General features: G+C 44.1%; 14 protein-coding genes and 1 rRNA gene. 14 read left to right on the top strand and 1 reads right to left on the bottom strand.

Going from position 1 to position 11,526, the window contains the following annotated elements; genetic code table 11:
- The first annotated feature begins 91 nt into the window (after window positions 1-91).
- The 10 genes from rrf (at window position 92) to rsmI (ending at window position 6,596) form a co-directional block, all read left to right on the top strand.
- A 5S ribosomal RNA gene (rrf, locus tag KFV11_RS11200) occupies window positions 92-206 on the top strand.
- 135 nt (window positions 207-341) lie between these two features.
- Window positions 342-1,676, top strand: coding sequence for an aminotransferase class I/II-fold pyridoxal phosphate-dependent enzyme (locus tag KFV11_RS11195; protein ID WP_149459923.1), 1,335 nt, complete (start codon window positions 342-344; stop codon window positions 1,674-1,676).
- Window positions 1,677-1,684: 8 nt separating this feature from the next.
- Complete coding sequence (gene tmk, locus KFV11_RS11190) at window positions 1,685-2,299, top strand: dTMP kinase (RefSeq protein WP_254249953.1); 615 nt, start codon at window positions 1,685-1,687, stop codon at window positions 2,297-2,299.
- A 30-nt stretch (window positions 2,300-2,329) separates the two neighbouring features.
- A complete protein-coding gene (gene darA / locus KFV11_RS11185) occupies window positions 2,330-2,659 on the top strand; it encodes a cyclic di-AMP receptor DarA (RefSeq protein ID WP_149459921.1) in 330 nt (109 codons plus the stop codon).
- 42 nt (window positions 2,660-2,701) lie between these two features.
- Window positions 2,702-3,625, top strand: a complete 924-nt coding sequence (locus KFV11_RS11180; protein ID WP_254249952.1) for a DNA polymerase III delta subunit-related protein — start codon at window positions 2,702-2,704, stop codon at window positions 3,623-3,625.
- The gene (locus tag KFV11_RS11175) at window positions 3,626-4,423 is read left to right on the top strand and encodes a PSP1 domain-containing protein (RefSeq protein ID WP_149459919.1); all 798 of its coding nucleotides are present in this window, start codon (window positions 3,626-3,628) and stop codon (window positions 4,421-4,423) included. It abuts the gene before it with no gap.
- A 12-nt stretch (window positions 4,424-4,435) separates the two neighbouring features.
- Window positions 4,436-4,756 (top strand): DNA replication initiation control protein YabA, encoded by a 321-nt coding sequence (yabA, locus tag KFV11_RS11170; protein ID WP_149459918.1) that lies wholly within the window; start codon window positions 4,436-4,438, stop codon window positions 4,754-4,756.
- A 35-nt stretch (window positions 4,757-4,791) separates the two neighbouring features.
- A complete protein-coding gene (locus KFV11_RS11165) occupies window positions 4,792-5,517 on the top strand; it encodes a tRNA1(Val) (adenine(37)-N6)-methyltransferase (protein WP_254249951.1) in 726 nt (241 codons plus the stop codon).
- The gene (locus KFV11_RS11160) at window positions 5,510-5,797 is read left to right on the top strand and encodes a GIY-YIG nuclease family protein (RefSeq protein WP_149459916.1); all 288 of its coding nucleotides are present in this window, start codon (window positions 5,510-5,512) and stop codon (window positions 5,795-5,797) included. The genes KFV11_RS11165 and KFV11_RS11160 overlap by 8 nt, the downstream gene beginning before the upstream one ends.
- Window positions 5,760-6,596 (top strand): 16S rRNA (cytidine(1402)-2'-O)-methyltransferase, encoded by an 837-nt coding sequence (rsmI, locus tag KFV11_RS11155; protein ID WP_149459915.1) that lies wholly within the window; start codon window positions 5,760-5,762, stop codon window positions 6,594-6,596. Before KFV11_RS11160 ends, rsmI begins: the two co-directional genes overlap by 38 nt.
- Window positions 6,597-6,632: 36 nt before the next feature.
- Here rsmI and abrB read toward each other — a convergent pair whose 3' ends face one another.
- Window positions 6,633-6,917 carry a transition state genes transcriptional regulator AbrB gene (abrB, locus tag KFV11_RS11150; RefSeq protein ID WP_133444398.1) on the bottom strand — a complete coding sequence of 95 codons (285 nt, stop codon included), beginning with the start codon at window positions 6,915-6,917 and terminating at the stop codon, window positions 6,633-6,635.
- 264 nt (window positions 6,918-7,181) lie between these two features.
- Between abrB and metG the strand changes: the two genes are divergently transcribed.
- The 4 genes from metG (at window position 7,182) to rsmA (ending at window position 11,446) form a co-directional block, all read left to right on the top strand.
- Window positions 7,182-9,143 carry a methionine--tRNA ligase gene (metG, locus tag KFV11_RS11145; RefSeq protein WP_254249950.1) on the top strand — a complete coding sequence of 654 codons (1,962 nt, stop codon included), beginning with the start codon at window positions 7,182-7,184 and terminating at the stop codon, window positions 9,141-9,143.
- Between the two features lie 10 nt (window positions 9,144-9,153).
- Window positions 9,154-9,921, top strand: a complete 768-nt coding sequence (locus tag KFV11_RS11140; RefSeq protein ID WP_149459913.1) for a TatD family hydrolase — start codon at window positions 9,154-9,156, stop codon at window positions 9,919-9,921.
- A gap of 93 nt (window positions 9,922-10,014) precedes the next feature.
- The gene (rnmV, locus tag KFV11_RS11135; RefSeq protein ID WP_149459912.1) at window positions 10,015-10,554 is read left to right on the top strand and encodes a ribonuclease M5; all 540 of its coding nucleotides are present in this window, start codon (window positions 10,015-10,017) and stop codon (window positions 10,552-10,554) included.
- A gap of 1 nt (window position 10,555) precedes the next feature.
- Complete coding sequence (gene rsmA, locus KFV11_RS11130) at window positions 10,556-11,446, top strand: 16S rRNA (adenine(1518)-N(6)/adenine(1519)-N(6))-dimethyltransferase RsmA (RefSeq protein WP_254249949.1); 891 nt, start codon at window positions 10,556-10,558, stop codon at window positions 11,444-11,446.
- Window positions 11,447-11,526: the final 80 nt, after the last annotated feature.

Here is an 11,526-nt window from a genome sequence, read left to right as displayed (position 1 = left end):
GTAGCTGGACAAACATAGATTTATCGGCATTGCCGGTCGGATCACTTCTTCAGCGTTTATCTAGTTTTGAGGGTATAATTCACCCCATCTGTCTGGTGACGATGGCAGAGAGGTCACACCTGTTCCCATACCGAACACAGAAGTTAAGCTCTCTAGCGCCGATGGTAGTTGGACTGACGTCCCGCGAGAGTAGGACGCTGCCGGGCAGAAATATGCGATGAGCCGCACCGAGACCGTTCAGGTCTCTTTTTTTTGTGTTCTTTTAAGGAATGTTTAAAATAACAAGTGTCAGTGTTACAATCTACATGGCTAGTTAATTGATAGTTAAAGGAGAGAACTTCATGAATCCTATTACAGATCGGCTTAAAGTATACGCTAAGGAAGCGATTTCTCTTCACGTTCCTGGTCATCATAATGGTACAATCGGCGGCCTTGACCTTAATATTGCGTATGATATGACTGAAATTACTGGCCTTGATGATTATCATCATCCTGAAGCCATCATTAAACAAAGCGAATTATCTTTAAAGCGTCATCATAGTTACCAGTCCCGTTATATAGTGAATGGAACGACAACAGGTATTCTTGCTGTACTGCAGAGCATTACTCCTGAATCATCGGTAGCAATTATGAGAAATGTTCATAAGTCTGTTTTTAATGGTCTGTCACTCGCTGGACTTAACGCTTATATTTTACCGACTGCTCTATCATCCCTTTCTAATCAATACTCACATATCGACCTCTCCTTAATTGATGAGTCGCACTTACAAGATGTAAAACTTGCTGTGCTGACTTATCCTAATTATTTTGGTGAGATTTATAATATCAAGGAAGTTATCCAGTTCTTTCACGAGCGTGATATAGAGGTCCTTGTGGATGAAGCTCATGGTGCACATTTTGGAATTGCTGCTGGATTTCCCGTATCTGCTGTTCACTATGGTGCTGATTATGTCGTTCAGTCTTACCATAAAACACTTCCAGCATTGACAATGGGCTCCGTCATACATATTCATCAACAAGGAAAGCTGAAGGAACAAGTACTTCGTTATTTATCGGTGCTGCAAACATCAAGCCCGTCTTATTTACTGCTATCGAGTCTTGAACAGGCACACCACTTTTATCTTCAGTATGATGCGCGCGCGTTCTGGCAGAAGCGTGAGTTGTTCATCAGGAAATTAAGTGAAAAGTTTGAAGTCATTGAAGTGGATGATCCACTTAAACTGCTGATCCGACAGGAAGGGTATTCAGGAAGTGAACTACAGGCACTGCTTGAGGCACAGTTCATTTATACGGAACTTGCTACATTGACTGATGTCCTGTTAGTGCTGCCGCTGTGGCATCATGAGGATCAGTTTCCGTTCGCTAGACTGCTGTCATTAATTGAAGGAATTGAAGTTGTCCCTAGAACTCGTGTCAGTAAAGTATTAGAAAAGAATGAATTAACTGCAGTAGCAGGATTTTTTAAACCTGTTGAAGGTACAGAGCGCCGAGTAGCGTTAATAGCAGGAATCGGCCATTATATAGCTGAAGCGCTAATTCCATATCCACCGGGTATCCCGTTTGTGCTAGCCGGCGAAAAACTGACGTCTACGCATATTGCTGAACTTGAAAAGTACACTGCACAGGGTATTCGGATTCATGGTATGATGGACGGTAAGATAACGATAGTTGAGTGAGGGGTAATATGAGTTTATTTATAACGTTTGAAGGTCCTGAAGGTTCAGGTAAATCGTCGGTGCTGACAGCAGTTGCTGCGCGTCTTCATAAGGAGTATCCTGTTGTTACGACGCGTGAACCCGGCGGTATTAGAATTAGTGAATCAATCCGGGAACTGCTGCTCGATGAAAAAAATGACATGGATTACCGGACAGAAGCATTATTGTTTGCTGCAAGCCGTAGACAGCATCTCGTTGAAAAGGTGCTGCCGGCGCTCTTAGCAGGAAAATTAGTACTTTGTGACCGGTTTATTGACAGTTCTCTCGCCTATCAGGGCTATGCCCGTGGTGTCGGTTTGGAAGATATATTAAAGATCAATGAATTTGCTATCGAATCTCATTTTCCTGATCTGACACTCTATTTACGTGTAGCACCTGCAATAGGACTTGACCGTATTGCATCAAACAACCGGGAGATGAACCGTCTTGATAAGGAGACATTGTCATTCCACGAAAAAGTTTCTGCCGGCTATGATCTGATTGCTGAGAACTATCCGGACCGAATTGTCAGTGTCGATGCATCGCGTCCACTTGAAGAAGTGATTGAAACGGTCTATAATATCATCATCAAAAAATTGAAATAGTTATGTTATAATGTGACTGAGGTGTTTACTATGAAAATGGTTATAGCAATTGTCCAGGACCAGGACAGCCAGAACTTAATGAGTCAGTTAACAAAACATGATTTCAGAACGACGAAACTTGCAACAACAGGTGGATTTTTACGTGCCGGGAATACAACTTTCCTGACAGGTGTCGAAGACGAGCGTGTCCAGGAGCTGTTATCGTTAATCAATAACACTTGCCGCAACCGTGATCAACTCGTGTCTCCGGTGACGCCGATGAGTGGTAATGTGGATAATTACATTCCTTACCCAGTTGAAGTAGAAGTCGGTGGTGCTACAGTGTTTGTTATGCCGATTGAACAATTCCATCAATTTTAACAAGCTGCAGCCATGCAGCTTTTTCAATATAACGGAGGATTTATGAATAAACAACTCCAGCAGTTAGTAACCACACAAAAATTATCACATGCTTACTTGATGGAAGGCACACAGCGTACGGCGCTCAAAGATGAAGCCTTGCAGTTTGCTGCAGAAATATTAGGAACAGACGATACAGCCCGTTCCCGTGTGTATCAACATAATCATTCAGACTTCTACTGGCTGGAAACAGATGACCAGACGATCAAAAAAGAAATGATAGAAGAAGTACTGCACCGGATGAACCGGAAGCCGGTAGAAGGGCAGTATAAAGTGTATGTCATTGTCGATTTCGATAAAGTGACTGTGCAGGGCGAGAACTCGATCCTTAAGTTTCTTGAGGAGCCGCCGCCCAATACAATTGCGCTGCTGCTGACGACAAAGTCAGGCGGAATCCTCCCGACGATTCATTCGCGCTGTCAGCATATTACGGTGACGGCACAGTCAAATAGCGTCATCCGCACGGCGCTCATGAACGGTGGAATTAATGACGGGCTAGCAGCAACACTTGCTGCGCTGTCATTCGGTGAAGAAGAAGCCATGCAGTGGATGGAAGAAAAAGAATTTAGTGAACTGCGCACAGCCGTGTTAAAATGGGCAGATACAATGATGGCAGACAGCAGAATGGGGCTTGTCCACATCGTGGAACTGCTGCAGACAGTTTCTGAACGTGAGCAGCAGTTGCTCGCACTTGATATGCTTCAGCTTTATTTCCAGGATGTCATGTACATTAAGCTCAACAACGACCAGTTGAGTTTTCCTGACCACAAGCCGAAGCTGGAGACTGTCGGCCGTGACATGTCGCTCGCCCGATGCGTTCAGTGGATTGATGTGATCTTGTTAAGTAAAAGAAATTTACTGCAATATGTCAGCCCGATGCTGGTGTTCGAGTATATTGCCATTCAAATCGCGAAAGAGGTGAAATAGTTGATAGAAGTCATCGGTATTAAATACCATAAAGCAGATAAAACAGAATACTTCATCCCGAATAATGAACAGTATAGATTAAATGATTATGTCGTCGTAGATTCAAAGCGCGGCCAGGAACTTGCACGTGTCGTTATCGGTAACCGTCAAGTGGAGGAAACAGACATTGTCATGCCCGTTCCGACGATTAAACGCCGTGCGACAGTAGCAGATATGATGAAGTACGAATCGAATATGCAGGAAGCGGACGCTGCTTTCAGGCGCTGTAAAGAGCTGGTCAAAAAGCACCGGCTGGATATGTATTTAGTCAACGCAGTATATACGCTCGATAAAGGAAAAATCATTTTTAACTTTACAGCGAACGAACGGATTGATTTCAGGGAACTGGTCAAAAGTCTGGCGTTTGAACTGAAAACACGTATTGAGCTTAGACAGATTGGTGTGCGTGATGAAGCGAAAATTCTCGGAGGCATCGGACCATGCGGCCGCAGTCTCTGCTGCTCAACTTACCTCGGTGATTTTGAACCAGTATCGATTAAGATGGCAAAAGATCAGAACTTGTCACTGAATCCGACGAAGATTTCCGGTGCGTGCGGCAGATTGATGTGCTGCTTGAAATATGAAAATGATTATTACGAAGAAACGAGAAGAAAGCTGCCGGATATCGGCGATAAAATCAATACGCCGGAAGGCCCTGGTAAAGTCATCGCACTTAACATTCTTGATGTAACGATGCAGGTGAAAGTTCAGGGTATGGAACAGCCGCTTGAATATCATATCGATGAAATCAATGCATAAGGAATGATGAAGGTGAATCGAGACGAGTTATTGAATAAAATTATGGAGCTTGAACATCAGATGAACGGGCTGCAGCAAGGTTTCACGCAGCTGAAGCAGCAGACGGTCGATCTGGTCGAAGAGAATGTAGCGTTGAAGCTTGAACGCGACAACATGCAGCGGATGATTCAGTCGCCGAAAAACCAGCCGAAGAAGATGAAGGCGCTGCAGAGTAAAGATAATCTGGCGATGCTTTATGCGGAAGGCTTTCATATATGCAGAGGTGAGCTGTTCGGCAAGCACCGCGGCGGTGGTGACTGCATATTCTGCCTCAGCCTGCTGGATTCAGATTAAAAGGGCAGCCATGCCTTTTTTTCTTGGAGGAAAATATGCTTAAAGAGAATGAACGTTTTGATCAGTTAATAAAGGAAGGCCTGGAGATCATTCAGAACGACGCAGTCTTCTCCTTTTCGACCGATGCACTGCTGCTCGGTCATTTCGTGCCGACGCTGAAAAAAGGCCGGGTAATGGATCTGTGCTCAGGGAATGGCATTATACCGTTGTTACTCAGCGATGGCTCAAGCTGTGCGATAGATGCCATTGAAATACAGCCGCTGCTTGCGGATATGGCGAAGCGGTCAGTTGCACATAACAGGCTTGACGACAGAATTAAGGTCTACGAGATGGATTTAAAAGAAGCGAACCATCTGACGCCGAGCCAGTACGATATTGTTACATGCAACCCGCCGTACTTCAGAGAAAATCAGTCATTCCAGCATTTGAAGGAAGCGCATCGAATAGCACGGCATGAAGTGATGTGCACGCTTGATGACTGCACGCTGGCAGCCCGTCATCTGCTCAAACAGGGGGGCAGGCTGTATATGGTGCACCGTGCCGACCGGCTTGTTGACTGTCTCATATCCATGCGGTCAGCCGGCATGGAGCCGAAGAAGATATGGAATATTTATTCAAAGCCCGAGAAACCTCATGCCGTCACTGTTGTCATTGAAGCATTGAAAGGTGGTAAACCTGACTGCAAAGTGATGCCGCCCTTTTATATTTATGACGGGAACGGAGATTATTCTGCCGAAATGAAAGAGGTATATTATGGATAAACATTATATCTATATATTAAAGTGTAATGATAATACATTATATACAGGTTACACAACAGATCTAGATAAGCGGTTGACCGTTCACAATTCGGGTAAAGGCGCAAAGTATACACGTCATCGGCTGCCCGTCATACGCGTTTATTCAGAGCGTCACCCGACAAAGTCAGCAGCGATGCAGCGTGAATATGCCATTAAGCAGCTGACGAGAAATGAAAAACTACAATTAATCAAGGAGGCAGCACATGAGTACACTTTATCTAGTCGGAACGCCGATCGGTAATCTTGAAGATATGACTTTCCGCGCCGTGCGTATTTTGCAGGAAGTAGATGTCATCGCCTGTGAAGACACGAGAGTGACAGGTAAGCTGACGCATCATTACGACATTAAAACACCGCTTAAAAGTTATCATGAACATAATAAAGATAAGATGACAGCAGTACTAGTCGCTATGCTTGAAGAAGGAAAATCAATCGCTCTCGTGTCAGATGCCGGGCTGCCGCTTATCAGCGACCCGGGTTATGAACTGGTGACTGCCGTCCGGGACAGTGGTCTATCAGTCGTTACAGTGCCGGGCCCGAATGCAGCACTGACCGCGTTGATGACAAGTGGTCTATCTTCTTATTCATTTCTGTTTAATGGTTTCCTGCCCCGCAAAGAATCGGAAAAGCTTGCGAAGCTTAAGTTGTTGATGGAGCAGCCGCATTCTATATTACTATATGAATCACCTTACCGTATTAAAGATACATTGACGACAATCGCGACAGTGGATGAACAGCGGAAAGTCGCCCTGGCAAGAGAACTGACGAAGCGGTATGAGCAGGTCGTGACACTGCCTGTCGGCGAACTGCTGCTAAAGCTTGAGGAAGACATTCCGTTGAAAGGTGAATTTGTCGTCGTCATTGACGGTCAGTATGATAGTATACAGCAGGAACAATGGTGGGATGCGTTGTCGTTGAATGCTCATGTCGATCATTATATCGCAGCAGGACAGTCATCCAAAGATGCGATTAAACAAGTAGCGGTTGACCGGGGAATAAAGAAGCGGGAAGTTTACGAAAGTTTTCATATACAGTCATAAAAAAGCCCCAGCGTTATTACGCCGGGGCCTGATTGATTATTTTGCTGCTTTTTCTTTATCTTGAATTTCTTTGATTAACTGTTCAGCGCCTTCTTTAGAAAGGACAAGCTTGCCGCCTGCTAATAAGTAGTTATCTTCAGAAACATCACCAGTCACTGCACAAGTCATGCTTGGTTTATATTTTTTTAAAATGATTTTATCTGAATCTGTATAAATTTCTAATGCATCTTTTTCTGCGATGTCCAGAATACGACGTAATTCGATTGGAATTACTACACGTCCTAACTCATCAACTTTTCTTACGATTCCTGTTGATTTCATATAAAATAGCCTCCAAAAAATAGTTAGTAATATTTGTTAATTCGACATTTATCTAGACAAATTCGACATTTGACATAGTTAGAATATACTACCATAAATATACAATGTCAATAACTTTGTTTGTATAATAACATTTGTAATAATTGAGTAATATTTTGTATTGATAGTTTAGTATTAAATATGTCGAATTTACATTTAAAGGATATTGAAATATAGGTTTTTTTTCTGTATATTTAATGGATAGAAGAACTGAGGAGGACTACGATGACAAACAAGACTTTTTACGTGACGACACCGATTTATTATCCAAGCGGCAAACTGCATATCGGGCACGCGTATTCTACAGTGGCTGCAGATACGATCGCCCGTTATAAACGGCTGCAAGGGTATGATGTAAGATATTTAACGGGGACTGATGAGCATGGCCAGAAGATCCAGGAGAAAGCTCAGGCAGCAGAAAAACCGGAAATAGAATATTTAAATGAGATCATCACAGATATTCAAGAATTATGGAAGAAGCTTGAAATCTCAAATGATGATTTCATCCGTACAACTGAAGAACGTCATAAAGTAGTCGTTGAGAGAATATTTGAAAGATTGCTGGAGCAGGGTGATATTTACCTCGGCGAATATGAAGGCTGGTATTCTGTGCCTGATGAAACATACTATACAGAGACGCAGCTTGTTGATCCGATTTTTGAGGGCGACAAAGTTGTCGGCGGTAAAAGTCCGGATTCCGGCCACCCGGTAGAGCTTGTGAAAGAAGAGAGCTATTTCTTCAAGCTGAGTAAATATGCAGACCGGCTTGTTCAGTATTATGAAGAGCACCCTGACTTCATTCAGCCGGTATCAAGAAAGAATGAAATGCTGAATAACTTCATCAAGCCTGGACTGGAAGATTTGGCAGTGTCCCGGACATCATTTGACTGGGGTATTAAAGTGCCGTCTAATCCAAAGCACGTTGTCTACGTCTGGATTGATGCACTGACGAATTATATTTCAGCGCTCGGCTACTTATCCGATGACGATGAACTGTTCAAAAAATACTGGCCGGCAGACGTGCATATTATGGCGAAGGAAATTGTCCGTTTCCATACAATCATCTGGCCGATTCTGCTGATGGCGCTTGATCTGCCGCTGCCGAAAAAAGTATTCGCACACGGCTGGATTTTAATGAAAGACGGTAAGATGAGTAAATCTAAAGGAAATGTTGTCGATCCGCATATTTTGATCGACCGTTACGGCCTCGATGCTGTCCGCTATTATTTAATGCGTGAACTGCCGTTTGGTTCTGATGGTGTCTTTACACCGGAAGCCTTTATCGACCGCACGAACTTTGACCTTGCTAATGATCTCGGTAACTTAGTGAACCGAACGATTGCGATGATCAATAAATACTTTGGCGGTAAATTGTCCGGCTATAACGGACAGCTGCATGATAAAGATACTGAGCTTGAGGCACTGGCGCTTGAGACGAAGAAACATTACGATGAAGCGATGGAGGCTCTGCAGTTCTCAGTAGCTCTGCAGGAAGTGTGGAAACTGATCAGCCGGACGAACAAATACATCGATGAGACAACACCATGGATTCTTGCAAAAGATGACAGCCAGAAAGAACTGCTCGAAAGTGTGATGTACCATCTGCTTGAAAGCATCCGTTTTGCGGCTGTGCTGTTACGTCCATTTTTGACAAAAGCTCCGTACAAAATATTTGAGCAGATGAACTTAACAGACAGTGCTCTGCAAGAATACAGCAGTCTCAACGCGTTCGGCCAATTAGGTGAAGTTCATGTCACACCAACGCCTGCGCCTATCTTCCCGCGTCTGGAAGCGGACAAAGAAGTGGCATTCATCAAGAGTACGATGCAGCCGAAAGTCGAAGCAGTGGAAGCACCGGGTAAGGATGAAATCACGATTGATGTGTTCGACCAAGTAGAACTTAAAGTCGCCACTGTCATTGATGCCGATTACGTGAAAAAAGCGAAAAAACTGCTTAAAATCCAAGTGGACTTAGGCAGTGAAAAACGCCAGATTGTCTCAGGCATCGCAGAATATTATAAGCCGGAAGATATTATCGGCAAGAAAGTCATCGTCGTGACCAACTTGAAGCCAGTTAATCTGCGCGGTGAACTGTCACAAGGTATGATTCTGTCCGCGGAAAAAGACGGCCAGCTGACATTGGTGAGTGTGCCAAACACTATCGATAACGGCTCAATCGTCAAATAGGAGTGATTCAATGTTAATCGATACGCATGTCCATTTAAACGCCGATCAATATGATGAGGATTTAACAGAAGTCATTGACCGGGCGAGAGCAGCAGGCATTGACCGCATGATTGTCGTCGGCTTTGATGAGAAGACAATCAAACGGACTATGACATTGATTGATGAGCATGACTTCCTCTATGGTGTCATTGGCTGGCATCCAGTAGACGCGATTGATTTTACTGATGACTATTATGAGTGGATTAAAGAACTGGCAAAACACCCGAAAATTGTTGCGCTCGGTGAGATGGGGCTGGATTATCACTGGGATAAATCACCGAAAGATATTCAGAAGACGGTCTTCAAACGCCAGATTGCTCTGGCAAAAGAACTGAAACTGCCGATTGTCATCCACAACAGAGAAGCGACGCAGGACGTCGTCGATATATTAAAATCTGAAAATGCAGCTGAAGTCGGGGGTGTTATGCATAGTTTCAGTAGTTCACCGGAGATGTGCGATGAAGTGCTGAAACTGAACTTCATCATTTCACTGGGCGGCCCTGTGACATTTAAAAATGCGAAGCAGCCGAAAGAAGTGGCGGTGCACGTCCCGCTTGATAAGCTGATTGTTGAAACGGATGCGCCGTATTTAACGCCGCATCCGTACCGCGGCAAGCGGAACGAACCAGCTTACGTCAAGCTGGTCGCAGAACAGATTGCTGAACTCCGGGGCATTAGTTATGAAGAATTAGCAGCCGCTACTACGGCGAATGCTGAACGGTTGTTTAATTTGCAATAAAGTAACGCGCCTCAGTGGCTTTAAAAAGCTGCTGAGGCGCGTTGTTGTACTTGTATAGGTCGTGCATATGGTATAATAGCGCAGGTGATTAATATGAAAATAAATGAAATTGTCATTGTCGAAGGCAAGGATGATACAGTGCGGGTGAAGCAGGCTGTTGACTGCGATACAATCGAGACCAATGGTTCCGCTATTAATGAGAAGACGCTGCAGGCGATTGAACATGCAGCTGAGAAACGCGGTGTCATTATTCTGACGGATCCGGATTACCCGGGAAATAAAATCAGAATGACGATTGAAAAACGCGTGCCTACAGCAAAACAGGCATTTATTGATGCGGCTGTCGCTCGTAATAAGCGCGGCAAGATTGGTGTTGAACATGCGCCGCTGGATGCCATCCGCGATGCGCTGGTCAATATCAGCACACCGTTTGACAGTGATGTGGAAACCGTATCAAAGGAACTGCTTGTTGACCTCGGTCTGATTATGGGACCAGGCGCAAGAGAGCGGCGAAGCAAAGTATGCAACAACTTAAAACTGGGCTACTGCAACGGCAAGCAGTTATTCCACCGCTTAAATGCGTTTGGTGTAACTGAAGAAGATGTGATTGCAGCCTTGAAACATGGAGGATAACATGGAACAGAAAGATATTGCTACACCTGTCCGTACGAAGATGCTGCTTGATAAGTATGGTTTTTCGTTTAAGAAAAGTCTCGGGCAGAATTTTCTCGTTGATACGAATGTCATTAACAACATTATTACAGCGAGCGGCATTACAGAACAATCAGGCGTGATTGAAATCGGCCCGGGCATGGGCTCGCTGACTGAACAGCTGGCAAAACGCGCTAAAAAGGTACTTGCTTTTGAAATTGACCAGCGCCTTATACCGATTCTTGAAGACAGTTTAAGCCCTTATAATAATGTCACTGTCATCAATGAGGATATATTGAAAGCAGACGTCAAGGCAGCAATTGATGAACATTTAACTGACTGTCAGGAGATACTAGTTGTTGCCAATCTGCCGTACTATATTACGACACCCATCTTAATGGGACTACTGGAGCAGCAGCTGCCGATCTCAAGCTATGTCGTCATGATGCAGAAAGAAGTGGGCGAGCGCCTGAGTGCGGTTCCTTCAACTAAAAGCTACGGTTCGCTGTCCATTGCCGTCCAGTATTACACGACTGTGGAAAAAGTGATGGTCGTACCTAAAGGTGTTTTCATGCCGCCGCCGAATGTCGATTCATTAGTTGTTAAACTGACGGCTTTAAATGAGCCTGCTGTAGCGGTGAACGATGAGCAGCTGTTCTTTAAGCTGACACGCGGTGCATTTGTACAGCGTCGTAAAACGATACTCAACAACTATATGTCGCTGATTCAAAACAGCAAAGAACATAAGGAAGACATTATCAGCTGGCTTGAGCGTTCCGGTATAGCACCGTCACGCCGTGGTGAAAGTTTGACATTACAGGAATTCTCGGAATTATCTAATAATTTTGACAAATTTTCGAATCTTTCGATATAAATCTATTGACAATACCTGCAGTAGTTGATAAAATTAAAAATTTGTTTGACTAATTACCCAAAAAATGCTATAATTTCAAC

The sequence above is a fragment of the Macrococcus equipercicus genome, assembly GCF_024205945.1.
GTDB classification, from domain to species: Bacteria; Bacillota; Bacilli; order Staphylococcales; family Staphylococcaceae; genus Macrococcus; species Macrococcus equipercicus.
The sequence above is the reverse complement of the archived record's forward strand: the minus strand, read 5'-3'. Positions and strand labels throughout refer to the sequence as shown.